We start from the raw sequence: 18,770 nt of genomic DNA, 5'->3' as shown, positions 1-18,770 counted from the left end.
GGATTAACGAATTTTACAGACAGCTCACTAATACAAAACGCCCCCGACTGAGCTGCTGCAGTTGCTCGGCGACGCTGACCAGCAGCTGATCGGTACGCTGACCGCCTAAACGCAGATTAAGGCCGCTTAGGTCATTAACCCGCAGCAACAGCAGGTAACCGCTGCAGGCCTGCTCCTCAACGTTAAGCCGCGCATGCAGCTGCAAATCGAAATAGCGCCGGTTTGCCAGCCCGGTCAGGCTGTCCTGATAGGCTTCGGCACGCAGCACTTCGCTACGCGCGGCCTCCTCGGCAAACAATGCCTTAAGCTTGCCAACCATCTGGTTCATGGCGTTGACCACCCGGCGAAACTCGGGGGTTTTCGGCAGTTCCGGCAGGCTGAGGAATTCACGGCGGGCAATTGCATTGGACTGCGCAACCATATAGTCCAGCGGGCGCAACTGACGCTTGAGCAGCAGCACACCCAGAGCAATACACAACACGCCGCTGAGGGTCAGCCACAGCAGATTGCCCAGAGGGCTCTGCCAGAGCTTACCGACGGCAAACAGTGGATGGCTGATCACCTGCACCTGCGCGGCTTGCCGCCAGCCGTCACTGACAATCGCATCACCCTGTGCGGCCTCCAGATCCACCAGTTGGGCAAACCATTGCGGCGCTTCGCCGCTGACCGGCACGCCGCTGCGCTCGACTAACAGCTCGCCAGTGGCAGGATCGGTCACACGAATGCTTTCAAAGTAGCCACTGTCGAAAATCGAGCTGACCATCAACTCGATCATCGCGGTATCGTTGACATGCGGGCTGAGCGACAAGCCCAGTGCTGTGGCGGCATCCTGGGCATGGGCACGCAGCTGGTTGACCTGTTGCTCACGCGAGCTCTCGACGCTGACCAGAAAACTGCCGGTGAAATTCACCAACATCAGCACACAGATGGCGATAAACAACTGCTTGAACAACGACATCAAGGGTTCCTAACGAATGCAACAAGGCAACTCTGCGCGCATTTTCCCACACAAACGTCACGGGAACCTGCTTAGGATTAAAACCTTGCAGATGAACACTCAGGGATGTTGCGTTCACACACGGGCACGACTCAGGGTTTATCATGCCGGCGCTTAGCATAGCCCTGCTGGGCGAAGAACAATGATGGAGGGGCCGGGTTAAATCCACACATCGTCCGCCCCCGATCGGCATTACCGCCCCAGCTCCGTGCTCAATGGTTCGGACAACAGCACAACGAACACGCCTGAACGTGGAGATTGACCCGTGTTGCAAAAATTTCTGTTGCTCTTTCGCCTGCGCCTGCTGTTCGGCGCCAGTGTAATGCTGGTGATGGTCATGGGTTGGCCGCAGCCGCCACTATGGCTGCAATGGACTTCGCTGCTGCTGGTGGTTGTCACGGCGATTAACACCTTGCGTCACAAGCGTATATTTCTGAGCCTGGTGTTGATCCTGGGCTTTACCAATATGGCGCTATTGGGTATTGAGCAGATGCTTGAGCTCCCGGAGAACCTAACCCATGGCATCGGCTTGTTCGTTTTCTACTTAGCGATGGTCGCGTCACTGTTTCACCGCGTTACCCACGAGCGCCCGGTGACTGGCGAGTTGATTTACGGCCTGCTGGCCTTTTATCTGCTGCTGGCACTGGCATTTGCCATGGCCTATCAGATGATTAACAGCCTGGTGGCGGATGCCTTTTGGAGTAGCCACGGCAACTTGCAGTTGGATGACTTTGTCTACTACAGCCTGGTCACACTCACCACCGTAGGCTACGGCGATATTCACGCCCTGGCTCCGGCGGCACGTTTACTGGCCGGAGCGGAAGCCGTGGCCGGGGTGATGTTTATCGCCATTGCAGTTGCACGCAGCCTGATGCTGATGAGCGATCGCGATACGGAGGTATAGGCGACTGTTCAACTCTGAGGCAGGCCATGACGAAACAGTCGGGGCTGCCGATTGTTGTGCGCCGAATAACCCGCTGTCCGCGTCATAAAATCGACAACCCTATTTCACCCCGAACGGCTTCTTGCTATGGACAAGCAACGTCGGCAGACGTCTAGCGCTTGGGAAACCCCTGCAGGTGCAACATGCCGAACAGCATGACCTGCGCGCGATCCAACCACACCTGAGGGCGTTGCTGCAGGCGCTGTTTGAACAGTAATAACTCGCCCACATGCGCCACCAAGATGCTGACAGCTGCCAGGTTGACCGGCCAGTACCTGGCCTCACCCAGCGGAACAAATAGATTGGCCAGCGCCAGCAACCAGAACAGCGCCAGCGCGCCTTTGGCAAAACTCAACACATGCATATTGCACACTCCTCGATTAAGGGAGGGCTGAGTATGCAGTGCCGACCAAGGTGTGCCTGCCGATCTTTGTTTGAGGCGCACAGGCTCCAGTTGCGGTCATTGTCGGGCCCCCATTGCGAGTGCCCGCTGTAAACCTGCTAGCGCAGCGTCAGGGCAATCGGCTCATCGCTGAAATCGAAGCAGCCAAGGAAGGTCTTGATCTCCAGCAGACTGCCATCGACCTTTACATCGCCCAGCAGCGCGCCTTTGAGCAGGCCGTTCTCGCCACTCATCACAGTGTCCAGATACGTCTTGTCGAGGGTCAGTTTAAGGGTGGTGCCCTCGGGGATGCCCTGGTGCAACTGCACCACACCGCGGCGCACTTCCAGCGCCCACTGCTCGCCGATATCCGGGAAGCCGAAGCCCAGGGTCAGCTCAACATCATTGGCCTTGTCCGGATCGACACGGGTAATCCAGTTCTGCAGGAATATCCGCGCCGGGAAGTTTTGCAGCATATCCGCCGAGAGAAACGCGCTGCGCATGCTCACGGCCATCTGCTGGACATCCTCACCGGCCAGCTTGCCCTCCAGCTCCATGGCGCTCATCAGGTACCAGTTACGCCAGTTGATATTCATGCTGGCGTAGCCCAGCTTACGGAAGCTGCGCGCCTTGATATCACGCGCCAGCTTGTCCTCGTTGTCCGCCTGAATGGCGTAGCTGGAAAGCTCGGCGGCCCATTGGTAATCGCCTTTTAGGTAGGCGTCACCGGCGGCCAGCAGCAGTTTTTCCCGGCCCCCCATCAAGGCGATCAACCGCTCGGCCTTGTCTTTCGGCGGCAACGGATCGAGGGCCACCGGGTCACCCTGGAACCAGCCCAGATAGCCGTTGTAGATCTGCCGTACGCTGTGTTTCACCGTGCCGTAGTACTCGCGCAGATAGGGCGTGTAGCCGGCCAGATGCGGCGGCAGCTTGACCTTCTCGACCAGTTCGTCCGGAGTCAGGCCCTTGTTCATCCAGCGCACGCTCTGGTCGTGGATATAGGCGATGCCGTCGCGGGTCATGCGCAGCACTTCCTCGACCTTATCCTGTCCGCTGACCGGGCGGCCGTGCAGCGGCACCATATGCTCGGCTTTGTAGGCGCGCAGCCTGTCCAGGCTCTCGACCCACACCACCGGGTCGCGGAACTTGGTACCGCGCAGGGTGTGGATATTCGGCAGGGTTGGCCCCTGCTCCACCTCGGCGCTGATCAGCACGCGGTTATCCGGCAGGTAGACGGTGATTTCGTCTGGCGCTTCGCTGGGCACATGCAAAAACTGCAGATCCAGGCCGGCGATACGCGTGTCGAGCTTGTCCTTGAAGGTCAGGGTCGGCGCGATAAAGGTCGAAGCCTCGACCTTGGCCAGCGGGCCGATCCCGGCGTTCATCTGCTCGTGGTCACTGTCCGGCAGGCCGGCGCCGAAGCTGTAACCGGAACGCACCGAGAGAATCGGCCCGACCAACGCGCCCTGGGCCACCACATTGGCCAACAGGGTTTCGTGGGCGATGATCTGCACCTCGCCGCTGCGCACCTGCTCTTCCGTGACAAAAGCCTTTACACCGTTGATATGGTCCGGATGGAAGTGGGTGTAGACCACAGCCTTGACCGGCTTGTCGCTGATCTTGCGGAACTCGGCCATGATCTTGCGCGACTCGCTGACCGCTTCGCCGGTGTCGATAATGATCAGCCCTTCCGGCGCCTCGATCATCGCCACGTTACCCAGCTGCCAGCCAACCGCCGAATAGACGTTGCCGGCCACCTGGTAGACCTTCTGCGCGAAGTGCTGGGTGTGCTCGGCCAACTCCGGGTGGATCGAGGCTTTGATCTGCTCTTCCGGCAAGGCCGCATGGCCGGCCATGGGTAACGCCAGGCTCAGCAGCACGGCGGCAGTTCGATTGAGTGAAAACATGCGAAGGCGCTCATTGTTATTGACAGTGCTGGAAGATTGGCCAAACGAAGTCAATAATTCCAATGCATTCCAAACTCAATAGCGATGCATTACAGGCATGAACGACCTTCGCCAGCTCCGCCACTTTGTCGCCCTCGCCGAACACGGCCATTTCGCCCGCGCCGCCGAAGCCGTGCACCTCAGTCAGCCAGCCCTAAGCCGTAACATCCAGGCGCTGGAAGCCAGCCTCGGCTGCAACCTGGTCGACCGACACAGCCGCGGTATCAGCCTGACTACCCACGGCCAGCTGGTGCTCGAACATGCCCAACGCCTGCTGGCCGGCAGCCGCGCGCTGAAGAATGCCGTCAGCCAGCTGGGTAATCTGCAAACCGGTGAACTGCGTCTGGGCACCGGTCCCTACCCGGCCGCGCGCCTGGTGCCACGAGCGCTGGGACGCATGGCGCAGCGTTACCCACGGGTGCGGATCAATCTGCAGATTGGCAACTGGCTGGAACTGCGCAGCAGCCTGCTGGATGACGCCCTGGAGTTGTTTGTCGCCGATAGCCGCGAGCTGCTTGATGACCCCACGCTGTGCATCGAGCCACTGCACCGCCACAGCGGCGTACTGTTCTGCCGCCCAGGGCACCCACTGTTGGAGCAACCGACGCTGCGTATGCACGATCTGCTCGACTACCCCATTGCCGGAACCCAGCTACCGCAGGCGGTCGAGCAGAACCTGCGCACACTCAGCGACCGCGAACAGCCGCTGAGTATTCAGTGCGACAACTTTATGGTGCTCAAAGCTCTGGTGGCCGACAGCGACGTGCTAAGCATGGCGCCCTGGGATGTGGTGGCTGAGGATATCCAGACCGGACGCCTGGCCCGGCTGCCGCTGGAAGCAGGTGCGTTGACCGAGCAATCCGCCTACGCCCTGATCAGCCGCGCGGGGCATAGTCTGTCTCCAGCGGCGCAGGCCATGCGGGAAGAGATACTGGCCGAAGATCGACTCTTCGGCCGTCAGCTTGAAGGCGAGCCGAATTCGTAGCGCATCTGGGAATAGTGGTCAGTTGCGCTGCCGCTCCCAACCCTTACGATCATCGCGTCGATCACCACCTCGGCGCTCTCCGCCCCATTGGGCATCATGACGCTGCGCGCGCTGCTGATGGTCGCGGTAATGGTCACGGCGGCCATCCCAGCCAGCCTGCGGTTGCACAACGCGGTAATCATGGCGCTTCTGGTATTTGTGCGTTTGGTAATGGCGCGGCTGCGGGGCCGGCACGTAATAGCGCGATGGGTGACGGTGATCATCGTAGCGTCGCCCGTCATGCTGGTAAGCCTTGTAGCGTTGCGGCTGCGGCACCACACAAACCGGGTAGCGCTGTACCTGATAGTAGGTATTCAAATGGCCGCGATCATAACCACGGTGGCCATAACCACTACCGCCGCCATAGACCGCGCAACCGCTTAAAGTCAAAACCAACAACGCCAGCAGCATGGATTTGTATGACATGGCGGCCTCCTCGACCGCGGATGCGGCAACGACCGTTGTCGCTGCCAGGGATTGCTACCAATGAATAGACAACGGCGCAGGCCATCCAGTGCGCAGCGCCTGCTCTGCAGATTTCATGACAAATTATCTCAGCACTGATACTGCCTTCGCTTCGGCTTACACAGGCCAACCTGGCACAGTCCTCGCTTAGCGTTCTGCGCATAAAGGAAATGCGTACAGCGGCAAGCAGCTTGCAGCCAGACAATCTGCAATGGTCGACTAGGGTTCCGGTTCGCTGAGCAAGCCTGCAGCGAATGGCTGGTCCGAGAGTCGACGACCTCAAGCAGTGGCCACGGCCATGGGGTTACACGGCGGGATAAAAGCCCGGGAGAACGCACAGCACCGCTGTTCGCTTTCCTGTTCCCGCTGACTGACCCGAAGTTACCCATGCCCCTACGCACCCTGCTCGCCCGCCTGACTGCCACCTGCCTGCTCGCCGCCCTGCTGCTGCAACCGGCCCATGCTGCGAGTGAGCCGAAAACCTTCAAGCTGTGCTGGTCGATCTTCGCCGGCTGGATGCCCTGGGGCTATGCCGCCAGCGAAGGCATCGTCAACAAGTGGGCCGAGCAGTACGGCATCCGCGTCGACGTCAGCGAGGTGCCGGATTACGTCGGCTCCATCGAGCGTTACAGCGCCGGTGAGTTCGATGCCTGCTCGATGACCAATATGGATGCGCTGACCATCCCAGCCGCTGCCGGCGTGGACTCCACCGCGCTGATCATCGGTGACTTCTCCAACGGCGCCGATGCCATTCTGCTGCGTGGCCCGGGCCTGACGCTGAAAGACCTCAAGGGCAAGACCGTGCTGCTGCTGGAGAACTCGGTGTCGCACTACCTGCTCAGCCGCGCCCTGGAATGGGCCCTGCTCACGCCTGCGGATGTGACCATTGAGCACGTGTCGGACACGCAGATTGCCGAGGCCTTTCTCGCCGGCCAGGGCGATGCGGTAATCACCTGGAACCCAATCCTGGCCAAGATCAAGCAGCAGACCCAGGTCAGCCAGGTATTCAGCTCCAACCTGATTCCCGGCGAGATCGTCGACCTCACCGTGGTCAACAGCAAGGTCCTCGCCGCCCACCCGGAACTGGGTAAGGCGCTGACCGGCGCCTGGTTCGAAACCCAGCGCCTGATGGGCATGCCCACCGATGCGGGGAGAACTGCGCGAGCCAAGATGGCCAGCGCCGCCGGCACCACGCCGGAAGATTTCAGCCAGCAACTCGACACCCTGCGCTCGTTCTACTCGCCGCGTTACGCCCTGGCCTTTGCCCGCGCCAACAAGATGCCCGAGTTGATGCAGCGGGTCGCCCAGTTCGCCGACCAGCAGAAGCTGCTCGGAAACGACGGCAAGGGCCTGGACAAGCTGGGTATCGCCTTCAGTGGTGAACGTAGCCTGGGCAATGCCGACAACATCCTGCTGCGTTTCGATGGCAGCTATATGCAAATGGCCGCCGAGAAAAATCTGTAACGCGCAGCGCCCCGCAATGCAGCACACGGGCACCGCCACGCACCGCCAGGGCGCACAACCCTAGTGAACTGTCTGTAAAATTCGTTAATCCAATGCCGGGCCAGTATACTGCGCGCTCTATCGTCATGAATTGAGCTCCCATATGGCCCGGCCAGCAGCCCCATTCTTCTTGAGTCCCAGTGATGCCGACATGCTGCAAGGCTGGTTACGCATGGGATCGCTGCCTCAGAGCATCGGCCAGCGGGCCAGAATTCTGTTGCTGCTGGCCAACGGTCTCACGCCCAAGGAGATCAGCGAGCAGCTGCAAGTCTCTGCGCCAGTGGTCTTCAAATGGCGTAAACGCTACCAGGAGACCGGTCTGGAGGGGCTGAGTGACCTGCGGCGCAGTGGAGCGCCTCGCAAGCTCAACGAAGCGAAGATCAAGGGGTTCCGCCCTACTTCGACCCGATGATCGCCAAGGTCATCACCTGGCAGCCAACCCGCGAAGAAGCCAGCGCCGCGCTGAACCAGGCCCTGGCCGACACCCTGCTGTACGGCGTGGAAACCAACAGCCAGTACCTGCGGCAGATCCTGGTCGACACGCCCTTCGCCAGCGGCTCGCCCTGGACCCGCTGCCTGGAAGGCCTGGTCTACCAGGCGAACACCTTCGAGGTGCTGTCCGCCGGCACCCAGACCACGGTGCAGGACTTCCCCGGCCGCCTCGGCTACTGGGCGGTCGGCGTGCCACCGTCCGGCCCGATGGACGACCGTGCCCTGCGCCTGGGTAACCGCCTGCTGGGCAACGCGGAAGGCGCCGCCGGCCTGGAAATCACCATGAGCGGCCCGCTGCTGCGCTTCAACACCGATGCGGTGGTGGCGGTGACCGGCGCGGCGATTCCGCTGAGCGTGGATGGCGTTGCACAGCCGATGAATACCGCGCTGCTGATCAAGGCCGGCAGCACCCTGAGCCTCGGCACCATCGCCGGCTCAGGTGCGCGTTCCTATCTCACCCTGCGCGGCGGCCTGCAGGTGCCCGAGTACCTGGGCTCGAAAAGCACCTTCACCCTCGGCCAGTTCGGCGGGCACGGCGGCCGCGCCCTGCCCGCCGGCGATGTGCTGCACATTCCACCTCTCGGCAATACGAGCAACGGCGCGCAACTGCCCGCCGCGCTGTGCACCGCCCTGCCCGCCGTGCGCGAAATTCGCGTGATCTACGGCCCGCACGGCGCGCCGGAATACTTCACCCCGGCCTATATCGACCGCTTCCTCGCCACCGACTGGGAAGTGCACTTCAACTCCAGCCGCACCGGCGTGCGCCTGATCGGCCCGAAACCGGAGTGGGTGCGCGACAGCGGCGGTGAAGCCGGCCTGCACCCGTCGAATATCCACGACAATCCGTACGCGATTGGAGCCGTGGACTTTACCGGCGACATGCCGGTGATCCTCGGCCCGGACGGCCCGAGCCTGGGCGGCTTCGCCTGCCCGGTGACCATTATCGAGGCGGACCTGTGGCAACTGGGGCAACTCAAGGCTGGTGACAAGCTGCGTTTCATGCCCGTAAGCATCGAAGTCGCACGGCAACTGGCCAGAACGAAAAATCTCGAGTGCGCCGATCTCTGTGGGAGGGGCTTTAGCCGCGACCCAAGCAGCACTGATGTCGCGGCTAAAGCCCCTCCCACAAAAGCCACGACCTCCCTCACCTCGCCCATCGTCCTCGACATCGGCCAGGACGACAAACGCCTGGTGGCGCGCCTCTCCGGCGACACCCATCTGCTGTTGGAAATCGGCCAGCCGGAGCTGGACCTGGTGCTGCGTTTCCGCGGCCATGCGCTGATGCAGGCGCTTGAAGCGAAAAACCTCAGCGGTGTGATCGACCTGACGCCAGGCATTCGCTCGCTGCAGGTGCACTACCAGCCGGAAACCCTTCCACTGCAGCAACTGCTCGATACCGTCGTCGGAGAGTGGGATGCGGTGTGCGCCTCGCAGGACCTGCGCGTACCGTCACGCATCGTCCATCTGCCGCTGTCCTGGGACGACCCGGCCTGCCAACTGGCCATCGACAAGTACATGACCACGGTGCGCAAGGACGCGCCCTGGTGCCCAAGCAACCTGGAATTTATCCGCCGCATAAACGACCTGCCCAACCTGGATGAGGTCTACAAGACCGTGTTCGACGCCAGCTACCTGGTGATGGGCCTGGGCGACGTCTACCTCGGTGCGCCGATGGCCACCCCGCTCGACCCGCGCCATCGCCTGGTCACCACCAAGTACAACCCGGCGCGCACCTGGACCGCCGAGAACTCGGTGGGCATCGGCGGCGCCTACATGTGCGTGTATGGCATGGAAGGCCCCGGCGGCTACCAGTTCGTCGGCCGCACCCTGCAGATGTGGAACCGCTACCGCGACCTCAAAGCCTTCCACGGCAAGCCCTGGCTGCTGCGTTTCTTCGACCAGATCCGCTTCTACCCGGTATCGGCGGACGAGCTGTTGCAGATCCGCCGCGACTTCCCGCTCGGCCGCTTTGATCTGCGCATCGAGGACAGCGAGCTGGCCCTGGCCGACTATCAGGACTTCCTCGCCAAGGAAGCCGAAGGTATCGACTCCTTCCGCAGCCAGCAACGCGCCGCCTTCGACGCCGAACGCCAGCGCTGGATCGAATCCGGCCAGGCGCATTTCGACAGTGAAGAGGTGGCTCCTGAACTGGGCGATGACGCGCCGCTCGGCGCCGGCCAGCACAGTATCGACAGCCATATCGCCGGCAACCTCTGGCAGGTGCAGGTCGAGGCAGGCAGCTCAGTGAAAGCCGGCGACGTGCTGGTGATTCTTGAGTCGATGAAGATGGAAATCCCTCTGCTCGCCCCTGTCGCCGGAACGGTGCGCGAGGTACGGGTGCAGCCCGGCTCGCCGGTACGCGCAGGGCAGCGTGTAGTGGTGCTGGAAGAGGCTCAGTAGAGGTAGGGTGGATGACGCTTCACCCATCCACCAACTGCGGCCTGATGGTGGATGAGAAAAGCGTCATCCACCCTATGCGCTGCCAACACGTTAGCGGTCAGTCGCGGCTAAAGCCCCTTGCACATGACTGAGACCATACGGCCAGCGCTCCATGTTTCAGCAGCGCGAGCCGGTGCCGAAGGCTACAATGCGGCGATTATTTAACCAGCAGAGCCTTGCATGCCTCATCCATCCCCGCTGACCCGCCAATGGTCCTTGATTGTGTTGCTGCTGGTTCTGCTCGGTTGTGGCTTCCTCGCCACCTCCCTTGCCAGTTATTACACCGCTCTGGACTCGATCCGCGCCGGCATCATCAACACCGAGCTGCCGCTGACCTCGGATAACGTCTACTCGGAAATCCAGAAGGACCTGGTTCGGCCCATCCTGATTTCCTCGATGATGTCTCGCGACACCTACGTGCGCGACTGGGTGCTGTGTGGCGAGAAGGACCCCGAGCAGATCACCCGCTACCTGCGCGAGGTGCAGGAGCATTACGCCACGGTCACCAGCTTCTTCGTCTCGGAGAAAACCCACACCTACTACCAGGCCAAGGGCGTGCTCAAGCAGGTGCAAGAAGACGAGCCGCGCGATGACTGGTATTTCCGCGTGCGCGATATGCAGGCGCCCTATGAGATCAATGTCGACGTAGACATGGCCAACGACGACCGCCTGACCGTGTTTATCAACTACAAGGTATTCGACTACCAGCAGCGCTTTATCGGTGCCACCGGCGTAGGCCTGACCGTGGATGCAGTGGTCAAACTGATCGACACCTACCAGCAGCGCTATGAGCGCAGCGTGTTCTTCGTCGACACCAATGGCCGGTTGGTCCTCACCGGCGCCAGCGGCGGACCGATGGACGCGAGGGTTGGCCAGTCGCTCAGTGAAATCCCCGGCCTGGAAGAATTGCAGGCCAAGCTGCCGCACCCGCAAAGCGGCGACTTCGAGTATCAGGAACACGGCCGCGACCACTTCCTCAATGTGCGTTTTATCCCCGAGCTGAACTGGTACCTGTTTGTCGACAAACACGAAGACGACGCAGTCGCCGGCGTCCGCAAGTCGCTGTACCTCAACCTGCTGATCTGCTTGCTGGTCACCGCTATTGTCATCAGCCTGGTCAGCCTGGTGCTGCGCCGCTATCAACGGCGCATCAGCGCCCTGGCCACCACCGACCTGCTCACCGAACTGCCCAACCGCCGTGGTTTCGACCTGCTGGCCAACCAGGCCGTGCAGGAAGCCCGGCGCAGCCCAAGCACGCTGTCCGCGCTGATGCTCGACCTGGACAACTTCAAGCAGCTCAACGACAGCCATGGCCATATGGCCGGTGATGAAGTGCTGCGCCGCTTTGCCAGCGACCTGCGCAGCACCCTGCGTCAGTCCGACATCATCTGCCGCTGGGGTGGCGAGGAATTTATCCTGCTGCTCAAGGACACCACCCCCGAGCAGGCCCGCGAGCTGGGCGAGAAAATACGCCAGCAAACCGAGCAAAGCAGCATCAGCTTCAACGGCGCGCAGCTGCGCATCACCACCAGCATCGGCCTGGCGCAATTGCATGCCGATGAGTCGCTGGAGCAGCTGATCACCCGCGCCGACCGCGCCCTGTACCGGGCCAAACAGGGCGGCCGCAACCGCCTGTGTGAAGAAATTGCATGAATGCTGACACCAGCCGCTGCCCCTGCTGTGGGCAGCTTAACCAGTGCGCCCAGGCTGGCGCCGACGCGCCAGTGAGCGAGTGCTGGTGTTTTAGCGTACCCATCGATGCCGATCAGCTGGCCAAACTGCCGCCCGAACAGCGCAACCGCAGCTGCCTGTGTCCACGCTGCGCCCAGGGCTTTCCGCCCGAGACGCAGCCAGCAGCTGATTAGCCATGCGCCTCGACCGTTTTCTCAGCAACCTGCCCCAGCTCAATCGCCAAAGCGCCCGCCAACTGCTGGCCAGCGGCCGCGTACAAGTTGACGGTGCAGTGGTCTGCGATGGTCTGCGCGAAGTCAGCCAGTTCAGTCGCATAGAGGTGGATAGCGAGCTGAAGCAAGCCGGCAAACCCGCCCGTTATTTCATGCTGCACAAACCCATCGGCGTAGTTAGCGCCACCGAGCATGAACAACACCGCACGGTGCTGGATTTGCTCGATGAGCCAGACAAATCCGAGCTGCATCTGGCCGGCCGCCTGGATCTGAATACCAGCGGCCTGCTGCTGCTCACCAACGATGGTCAATGGTCACGCCGCCTCACCGAACCGCGCAGCCGCCTGGGCAAGGTCTATCGGGTTGAGACCGAACAGCCGATCACTTCTGAGTACATCGAAGTATTCGCCCGCGGCCTGTACTTCGCCTACGAAGACCTCACCACCCTGCCCGCTGAGCTGGTCATTCTCGATAGCCACAGCGCCCTGCTGACCCTGCATGAAGGCCGTTACCATCAGGTCAAGCGCATGTTTGGCCACTTTCAGAACAAGGTCATCGGCCTGCACCGCCTGAGCATGGGCGCCATCCAACTCGACCCGCAGTTACTCCCAGGACAGTACCGTGCACTTAGCACCACAGAAATCGCCGGCATCTAGGACTGCTCGTACTCAAGTCACATACTTAGCTAGCTAACCGACAAACGGTTGTTCGATAGCCCAATATTCACTTGCACCAGCCCGAACGTGGCTGCTTAAATCGAATCATAAGGTCTTTTAGTGACTCATCAGTCACAAGAAGCCATCTAAGCGTTCCATCGGTTACTTGCGCACTGCGCGAAATGGGTTCCTGCCTGGTCAAAGACGCAGCTCCACACCTGCCAAAAGGTCGTGGACGGATGCTCTATTTCAGCCCTAACTGATTGAAAATAAATAACTTATAAAATCCTCCAGCCTGACATCTTGCTGTCACGTCCAGGCGCTTTCCTGACTGTCCTACTTAGCCCGGTTCAACGGCCCAGCCGTTTTGCCATGCCCATTTTTGCGCCAGGAGGAAACGACATGAAGCCAGCCATCGCTGTCGTCGATATTCACAGGACGTTCAAGGTACACACGGAGTTTTACGCCAACCCCAGCGCACGCAAGACCATCATCCTGATCAACGGTTCGCTGGCCACCACCGCCGCCTTTGCGCAAACCATCAAGTACCTGCAGCCGCAGTTCAATGTGGTGCTTTACGATCAGCCCTACGCTGGCCAGTCCAAACCGCACAACAGCCATAGCCGGCCCATCAGCAAGGAAGATGAAGCCGCCATCCTGCTCGAGCTGATCGAACAGTTTCAGGTCGACTACCTGCTGTCGTTCTCCTGGGGCGGCGTCGCAGCCATGCTGGCCCTGGCGCAACGCCCGGCGCGTATCGAAAAGGCGGTGATCACCTCCTTCTCGCCGCTGCTCAACGCGCCGATGCTCGACTATCTGGAAAAAGGCATGACCTACCTGCATGCCATAGACGGCGAAAAGGTCGGTCATCTGGTCAACAGCACCATCGGCAAATACCTGCCCTCACTGTTCAAGCGCTACAACCATCGCCATATCAGCAGCTTGGACAGTCACGAGTACCTGCAGATGCACGCGCACATCAACCAGGTGGTGCACATGGACAACCACTGCCAGATGGACTGCCTGGCGGCCATCGACATCCCGCTGCTGTTTATCAACGGCGAGCACGACGAATACACCTCGCCGGATGACGTGCGCCTGTTTGCGGAGCACCTGAGCGACTGCCAGTTCGCCATCATCAACAACGCCGGGCACTTTCTCGATATGGAGCACAAGAAGGCCTGGCTGCAGAGTCAGGCCGTGATGCTGGGCTTCCTGCAGGCCCCGGCACGCAACAGCTCCAGCTACCGCCCACAGCACGACCAGCACCACGCGATAGCCGTATGACGCACCGCCACACCCCGAGCCTGCAGCGCGTCAGTACAGATAGCCGCGCTGCAGGCTTCATTTCAGCCAAGACTTCCGGTATAAAGGCACCCGCTGCGGGCGTCGTATAGTGGTAATACCCTAGTGAACTGTCTGTAAAATTCGTTAATCCAATGCCGGGCCAGTATACTGCGCGCTCTATCGTCATGAATTGAGCTCCCATATGGCCCGGCCAGCAGCCCCATTCTTCTTGAGTCCCAGTGATGCCGACATGCTGCAAGGCTGGTTACGCATGGGATCGCTGCCTCAGAGCATCGGCCAGCGGGCCAGAATTCTGTTGCTGCTGGCCAACGGTCTCACGCCCAAGGAGATCAGCGAGCAGCTGCAAGTCTCTGCGCCAGTGGTCTTCAAATGGCGTAAACGCTACCAGGAGACCGGTCTGGAGGGGCTGAGTGACCTGCGGCGCAGTGGAGCGCCTCGCAAGCTCAACGAAGCGAAGATCAAGGAAATCCTGACGCTGACGACCCAGCGAGTCCCGCGCGAAGCTACCCACTGGAGCCTACGGTTGATGGCCAAGTACGCTGGGGTCAGCATCTGGCAGGTCGCACAGGTGTGGGCTGCTGCCGACCTCAAGCCGCACCGGTTGAAAACCTTCAAGATCAGTAACGACCCGCACTTTGCAGACAAAGTGGTCGATGTCGTCGGGCTCTATTTGAATCCGCCCGACAACGCCCTGGTGCTATCTGTTGACGAAAAAACACAGATCCAGGCGCTGGACCGCACACAGCCCATGCTGCCGCTCAAGCCCGGGCAGATTGAGCGGCGGACGCATGACTATAAGCGCCACGGTACGGCCAGTCTGTACGCAGCCTTTGACATCCTGACGGGTAAGGTCATCGGCCGTATCACCCAGCGGCACAGGGCCAAGGAGTTTTTGGAGTTCCTTCGACAGATCGACCGCAGCACCCCCGCCGAGCTGGACCTGCATGTAATTCTGGACAACAGCTCGACTCACAAGACCGCTGCCGTCAGGGAATGGCTGGAGAAGCATCCCCGTTTCAAGCTGCACTTCACACCGACCAGCGCCTCGTGGCTGAACGCCGTGGAGGGCTGGTTTGCGCAACTGGAAAGACGGGCGCTTTATCGTGATGCCTTCAGCAGCGTGGCTGACCTGAGAGCGGCGATACGTCGCTTCATTGAGGCTCATAACGAACATTCGGCTAAGCCGTTCCGCTGGAGCAAAACGGCTGAGTCGATTATCAGCTCCGTGCATCGAGCAAAGCTGGCTGTAATTCGGAATGAGTTATTGGATTAACCAGACAGGCCACTAGAGAACTCTTCCGTCAGGCACTTTCGAATGCCATCAGCAGTGTTGGATTCAACAAAGCCGGCATTGGTTACAAATCCAACAATGCCAGAATCACCTACTCGATCAGCGGCCCAACGGATTGCCCGAATATAGCTGTCGTATAGTGCGTTTTTGTTGGTAGCGTCAGACCTAGCCGCATATGTATCGCGAATACGAGAATCTAGTGAGGGGTAGGCTAGATTCGCATTGTTGTCATTGACGCTTTCTTGCTTCGCCGAATATGGCGGATTGCCCACAATCACCCGAATATCCAGCGCCTTCTGCCGCTTACGGCGGGCGCTGTTGTCCACCAGCAGGGCATCTACCAGATCGTCCTTTTCATACATCTGGAAGGTGTCGGTCAGGCAGATACCTTCGAACGGGGTGTACTCGTCGATCACCTCGCCGTGGTAGGCCGCTTCGATATTGATAGCTGCAATGTAGTAAGCCAGCAGTACCAGCTCGTTGGCGTGGATTTCGTGCTTGTACTTGTGCGGCAACTCTTCCGGTTTGATCAGACCTGACTGGATCAGGCGGGTGATGAAGGTGCCGGTGCCGGTAAACGGGTCGATGATGTGTACGCCCTTGCTGCCCAAGGTCTGGCCGAACTCCTGTTGCAGCAGGTGGTTGACGCTGTGAAGGATGAAGTCCACCACCTCAACTGGGGTGTAAACGATGCCCAAGCGCTCGGTCATCTTGGGGAAAGCGTTGCGGAAGAACTTGTCGTATAGCTCGACAATGATCTTTTGTTTGCCCTGAGCACTGTCGATACCCGAGGCGCGCTGCCGCACGCTGGAGTAAAACTTCGCCAGGGTGTCGGTTTCCTTGGCCAGGTGATGCTCATGAAGCGCGTCCAGCACGGCTTGCATAGCCTTGGACATGGGGTTGTGACTGGCAAAACTGTACTCTTCGAACAGCGCATCGAAGACCGGTTTGGTTACCAGGTGCTGGGCGAGCATTTCGATAATCTCGCCATCATTGATGCTGTCGTTGAGATCGTCACGCAGCTCGGCGGCAAAGGCGTTGAACGCGGCCTTTTCTTGGGTGTTGGCGGGGTTTTCTAGAATGCCCTGAATGCGGTCGATGTGGGTGCGGGCAATCTTGGCGATGTCGTTGGCCCAGTCTTCCCAGTGGTGGCGGTTGCCGCACTTGTCGACGATCTTGGCGTAGATGGCTTTTTCTATCTCACCTACTTCATAGGTCAGGTCAGCCTGCTGGGTCATCTGGCCAGGAGCATCGTGGTTATTGCTACCGATGCCGAACTTGCCTTTGCCGGCTTTGCCGTTGCTGGTGCCGCTGGCTTTCTTGGCCTTCTTGTCGGCCTTGTCAGTGATGGCGATGACTTCCATCTTGCGCGGGTCTGAGCCAATCAGATCGAGCTTGTTGACCATGGCGTCAAAGCTGTCGTCGTGGGAACGCAGCGCCTGGAGTACCTGCCAGACCACCTTGTAGGTCTGGTTGTCGTTGAGGGCTTCGTGCGGCTCCATACCGGCCGGTATGACCACGGGTAGCACGACATAGCCGCGCTTCTTGCCTGGTGCGTTGCGCATCACCCGACCTACGGATTGCACAACGTCCACCTGGGAGTTACGCGGGGTGAGGAAGAGCACAGCATCCAGCGCCGGTACGTCCACGCCTTCGGACAGGCAGCGCACGTTACTGAGAATGCGGCAGGTATTGACCGGAGCTTCTTCCTTCAGCCAGTTGAGCTTGGCTTCCTTCTGGCTGGCATTCATGCCGCCATCGACGTGTTTTGCCTCACAGACGATGCGCGAGGCCTCATCAATGTTTTCTGACTCTTGGTAAGCCTCCACAACAGATTGGAACATGCTGGCGATATTGACGGAGCTGACCTTGTGCTTGGTGCCCTTGTAGCTGGGCGAGATGACCTGGCAGAAGGCTACAGCGCGCTTCATTGGCTGATCATCACCCACCAGGTTTTCGGCTAGTCCCTGTTTGGCCAGCGCCTTCCAGCAGCCGACGATTTTGGCAGCGTCGTCCACTTTGAGTTGGTTGTCTTCGTCCTTCAGCAGTTCTTGGAGGCGGCGATTGATCACGCTCTCTTCAACCGTGAGTACCAGCACTTTGTAGTCGGTGAGCAGGCCGCGCTGGACGGCCTCGGAGAAGTTGATGACAAACAGCTCCTTGCCGTACAGCGCTTCGTCATCCATCGAGCACAGGGTGACTTCACCGGACTCGGCTTTGACCTTCGCAGCGTCACCATAGATGCGCGGCGTTGCGGTCATGTACAGGCGTTTGGTGGCACGAACGTAGTCTGCATCGTGGATGCGAACGAAGGTACTTTCGCCATCATCGTCATCAAAGGTCGCGCCGGTTGTGCGGTGCGCTTCGTCGCAGATCACCAGGTCGAACGCTGAGAGGTCGAAATCGTGCTGGGCGCGGCTGATCACGTCGATGGAGTGATAGGTGGAGAAGACCACGCTCATGTGCTCGGCATCGTGGCGCTTGAGCATTTCGGCGGCGAGGCGATCCGCCTTGGTGGTGGCTGGGTAGCGCAGTTCGTGGGTGAACACCTGCACGGTGTCCTCATCGGTCTTGCGCTTCTTACCTACGTCGCTGTCCGAGCACACGGCGAAGCTATGGAGCGGAGTTTCGCTTTCCTGCGTCCATTCGGTGAGAGTCTGCGATAGCAGGGACAGGCTGGGCACCAGGAACAGCACACGCTTGCCCTTGCCAGCCAGACGCTCGGCGATCTTCAAACTGGTGAAGGTCTTGCCCGTACCGCAGGCCATGATCAGCTTGCCGCGCTCGGCGGTCTTCAGGCCAGCCGATACAGCGTTGAGCGCGGTCTGCTGGTGATCCCTGAGAGTTTTCTTGGCCTTGAGTGCGACGGCTTGGTGGGGCTGGTACTTGGCCCAGTCGATTTGGCTTTCTTCCAAGGCTTGCAGGTCGATCTTATTGATCGTCTGGTGTTGCCCCTGCAATGCGTCCTCGGCGTGTTCGCTCCAGTTGTTGGTGGTTGCAACGATGATCCTGTGAGTGAACGGAGCTTTGCCCGAGGCAGTGAAGAAGCTGTCGATGTCCTTCTTCTGAACCCGATAGTCCTCGGCGTACAGCTTGCACTGGATGGCGTGGTACTCGCCTGTGCCCTGGGTTCGCGCCACCAGGTCTATGCCGGTGTCGCGACCGTCCACACCTTGCTCTTTCGCCCAGTTCGAATACGTCCACACCTTGTCGTACAGGTCGCGATAGGTCGCTTCATTGCGCAGGTATGTACAGATCAGCTCTTCGAAGTAGGTGCCTTTTTCACGCTCGGAAGCGGAGGCGGCACGGTAGGTGTTGAGCAGGGCAGAGAGGGCGGACATCGGGGGAATTCCTTTTGAGCTACGCCAGGCGCATCACGTGCGCCAAATGGGCGCGAGTTTATCATCTAGCTACCCGATA

The 18,770-nt window shown here is 60.1% G+C and carries 11 protein-coding genes, 4 pseudogenes and 1 riboswitch; of the genes and pseudogenes, 10 read left to right on the top strand and 5 right to left on the bottom strand.

Translation table 11 applies throughout. From position 1 onward, the window contains the following. Positions 1 to 52 precede the first annotated feature (52 nt). Positions 53 to 958 (bottom strand): annotated as a pseudogene (locus BLW24_RS15510) (LapD/MoxY N-terminal periplasmic domain-containing protein); the annotation flags it as partial. A gap of 304 nt (positions 959 to 1,262) precedes the next feature. On the opposite strand from BLW24_RS15510, the gene BLW24_RS26205 reads away from it, so the two are divergent. Then, on the top strand, positions 1,263 to 1,901 hold the full coding sequence (locus BLW24_RS26205) for a potassium channel family protein (RefSeq protein ID WP_208600182.1): 639 nt from the start codon (positions 1,263 to 1,265) through the stop codon (positions 1,899 to 1,901). A 151-nt stretch (positions 1,902 to 2,052) separates the two neighbouring features. On the opposite strand, the gene BLW24_RS15500 is transcribed toward BLW24_RS26205, so the two are convergent. Both BLW24_RS15500 and BLW24_RS15495 read right to left on the bottom strand, forming a co-directional pair. After that, complete coding sequence (locus BLW24_RS15500) at positions 2,053 to 2,304, bottom strand: DUF1145 domain-containing protein (protein ID WP_090383530.1); 252 nt, start codon at positions 2,302 to 2,304, stop codon at positions 2,053 to 2,055. A 137-nt stretch (positions 2,305 to 2,441) separates the two neighbouring features. Then, positions 2,442 to 4,229 (bottom strand): alkyl/aryl-sulfatase, encoded by a 1,788-nt coding sequence (locus BLW24_RS15495; protein WP_090383525.1) that lies wholly within the window; start codon positions 4,227 to 4,229, stop codon positions 2,442 to 2,444. Between the two features lie 97 nt (positions 4,230 to 4,326). Here BLW24_RS15495 and BLW24_RS15490 point away from each other — a divergent pair, with 97 nt between their 5' ends. Next, positions 4,327 to 5,253 carry a LysR family transcriptional regulator gene (locus BLW24_RS15490; RefSeq protein ID WP_090383521.1) on the top strand — a complete coding sequence of 309 codons (927 nt, stop codon included), beginning with the start codon at positions 4,327 to 4,329 and terminating at the stop codon, positions 5,251 to 5,253. An 18-nt stretch (positions 5,254 to 5,271) separates the two neighbouring features. Here the strand turns inward: BLW24_RS15490 and BLW24_RS15485 are convergent, their stop codons facing one another. Then, positions 5,272 to 5,718, bottom strand: coding sequence for a hypothetical protein (locus tag BLW24_RS15485; RefSeq protein WP_090383515.1), 447 nt, complete (start codon positions 5,716 to 5,718; stop codon positions 5,272 to 5,274). 247 nt (positions 5,719 to 5,965) lie between these two features. Next, a riboswitch (guanidine-I (ykkC/yxkD leader) is annotated at positions 5,966 to 6,090 on the top strand. Between the two features lie 54 nt (positions 6,091 to 6,144). On the opposite strand from BLW24_RS15485, the gene BLW24_RS15480 reads away from it, so the two are divergent. The 8 genes and pseudogenes from BLW24_RS15480 to BLW24_RS15445 all read left to right on the top strand — a co-directional run bounded on the left by BLW24_RS15480 (position 6,145) and on the right by BLW24_RS15445 (position 15,332). After that, complete coding sequence (locus tag BLW24_RS15480; protein WP_090383512.1) at positions 6,145 to 7,221, top strand: putative urea ABC transporter substrate-binding protein; 1,077 nt, start codon at positions 6,145 to 6,147, stop codon at positions 7,219 to 7,221. A gap of 142 nt (positions 7,222 to 7,363) precedes the next feature. After that, a pseudogene (locus BLW24_RS15475) lies at positions 7,364 to 7,669 on the top strand (helix-turn-helix domain-containing protein); the annotation flags it as partial. Then, positions 7,648 to 10,152 (top strand): annotated as a pseudogene (locus tag BLW24_RS15470) (5-oxoprolinase/urea amidolyase family protein); the annotation flags it as partial. The pseudogenes BLW24_RS15475 and BLW24_RS15470, both read left to right, overlap by 22 nt. Positions 10,153 to 10,371: 219 nt before the next feature. After that, positions 10,372 to 11,844, top strand: coding sequence for a sensor domain-containing diguanylate cyclase (locus BLW24_RS15465; protein ID WP_090383506.1), 1,473 nt, complete (start codon positions 10,372 to 10,374; stop codon positions 11,842 to 11,844). After that, on the top strand, positions 11,841 to 12,056 hold the full coding sequence (locus tag BLW24_RS15460) for a cysteine-rich CWC family protein (RefSeq protein WP_090383500.1): 216 nt from the start codon (positions 11,841 to 11,843) through the stop codon (positions 12,054 to 12,056). Before BLW24_RS15465 ends, BLW24_RS15460 begins: the two co-directional genes overlap by 4 nt. Positions 12,057 to 12,058: 2 nt before the next feature. Then, the gene (locus BLW24_RS15455) at positions 12,059 to 12,751 is read left to right on the top strand and encodes a pseudouridine synthase (protein ID WP_090383495.1); all 693 of its coding nucleotides are present in this window, start codon (positions 12,059 to 12,061) and stop codon (positions 12,749 to 12,751) included. Between the two features lie 402 nt (positions 12,752 to 13,153). Further along, on the top strand, positions 13,154 to 14,038 hold the full coding sequence (locus BLW24_RS15450) for an alpha/beta fold hydrolase (protein WP_090383488.1): 885 nt from the start codon (positions 13,154 to 13,156) through the stop codon (positions 14,036 to 14,038). Positions 14,039 to 14,240: 202 nt separating this feature from the next. Next, on the top strand, positions 14,241 to 15,332 hold the full coding sequence (locus BLW24_RS15445; RefSeq protein ID WP_090375546.1) for an IS630 family transposase: 1,092 nt from the start codon (positions 14,241 to 14,243) through the stop codon (positions 15,330 to 15,332). 11 nt (positions 15,333 to 15,343) lie between these two features. Here the strand turns inward: BLW24_RS15445 and BLW24_RS15440 are convergent. Then, a pseudogene (locus BLW24_RS15440) lies at positions 15,344 to 18,691 on the bottom strand (DEAD/DEAH box helicase); the annotation flags it as partial. Positions 18,692 to 18,770: the final 79 nt, after the last annotated feature.

The sequence above is a fragment of the Pseudomonas anguilliseptica genome, from assembly GCF_900105355.1.
Taxonomy (GTDB): Bacteria; Pseudomonadota; Gammaproteobacteria; order Pseudomonadales; family Pseudomonadaceae; genus Aquipseudomonas; species Aquipseudomonas anguilliseptica.
The sequence above is the reverse complement of the archived record's forward strand: the minus strand, read 5'-3'. Positions and strand labels throughout refer to the sequence as shown.

Bases quoted from the DNA above. Each gene is read 5' to 3' on its own strand.
- BLW24_RS15450 (WP_090383488.1), top strand. From the start codon at position 13,154: ATGAAGCCAGCCATCGCTGTCGTCGATATTCACAGGACGTTCAAGGTA.
- BLW24_RS15495 (WP_090383525.1), bottom strand. From the start codon at position 4,229: ATGTTTTCACTCAATCGAACTGCCGCCGTGCTGCTGAGCCTGGCGTTA.
- BLW24_RS15500 (WP_090383530.1), bottom strand. From the start codon at position 2,304: ATGCATGTGTTGAGTTTTGCCAAAGGCGCGCTGGCGCTGTTCTGGTTG.
- BLW24_RS15465 (WP_090383506.1), top strand. From the start codon at position 10,372: ATGCCTCATCCATCCCCGCTGACCCGCCAATGGTCCTTGATTGTGTTG.
- BLW24_RS15445 (WP_090375546.1), top strand. From the start codon at position 14,241: ATGGCCCGGCCAGCAGCCCCATTCTTCTTGAGTCCCAGTGATGCCGAC.
- BLW24_RS15460 (WP_090383500.1), top strand. From the start codon at position 11,841: ATGAATGCTGACACCAGCCGCTGCCCCTGCTGTGGGCAGCTTAACCAG.
- BLW24_RS15455 (WP_090383495.1), top strand. From the start codon at position 12,059: ATGCGCCTCGACCGTTTTCTCAGCAACCTGCCCCAGCTCAATCGCCAA.
- BLW24_RS15490 (WP_090383521.1), top strand. From the start codon at position 4,327: ATGAACGACCTTCGCCAGCTCCGCCACTTTGTCGCCCTCGCCGAACAC.
- BLW24_RS15480 (WP_090383512.1), top strand. From the start codon at position 6,145: ATGCCCCTACGCACCCTGCTCGCCCGCCTGACTGCCACCTGCCTGCTC.
- BLW24_RS15485 (WP_090383515.1), bottom strand. From the start codon at position 5,718: ATGTCATACAAATCCATGCTGCTGGCGTTGTTGGTTTTGACTTTAAGC.